The 463-nt window shown below is 55.1% G+C and carries 1 protein-coding gene and 1 pseudogene; both read left to right on the top strand.

What is annotated here, in order from left to right; translation table 11 throughout:
• On the top strand, positions 1–181 hold a 181-nt coding region (locus B3520_RS08975), incomplete at its 5' end, for a hypothetical protein (RefSeq protein WP_286875889.1).
• 152 nt (positions 182–333) lie between these two features.
• Positions 334–463: pseudogene (locus tag B3520_RS08970) on the top strand (DNA starvation/stationary phase protection protein); the annotation flags it as partial.

Here is a 463-nt window from a genome sequence, read left to right as displayed (position 1 = left end):
ACCTCCCCCCATGCAGCAACTCGAGTCGGAACTGGAGTCGCCCAGCGATTCACCCGACACACCCGCGCCGACGCAACCGCCGCCGCCCAAGCCGGCGTCAGCGGACGAGGAAGAGTCGCTTTTCCCTTTGGGTGACGATCAGCTGTTTGACGATAACAGTGATGACCCGAACGGCCGGTAAAATGTCGCATAGCGTGATGCTATCAATGTGATAAAAGTGTATTTGCGCCCCAGCCTTGAAAAGGCGCTGTTCCGCACGCATACATCCAATTAAGCTAATTCAATCGGGGCCCCGTCAGGTGGGGCCGCTATTCATCCATTGAGGAGAAGGTCATGGAAATCGATATTGGTATCAAACAGAGTGATCGTGAGCAGATTGCGGAAGGCTTGTCGCGGTTGCTGGCGGACAGTTATACCTTGTATCTGAAGACCCACAATTTCCACTGGAACGTCACCGGCCCGA

It is taken from the genome of Marinimicrobium sp. UBA4509 (assembly GCF_002388575.1).
GTDB classification, from domain to species: domain Bacteria; phylum Pseudomonadota; class Gammaproteobacteria; order Pseudomonadales; family Cellvibrionaceae; genus Marinimicrobium; species Marinimicrobium koreense.
The sequence above is the reverse complement of the archived record's forward strand: the minus strand, read 5'-3'. Positions and strand labels throughout refer to the sequence as shown.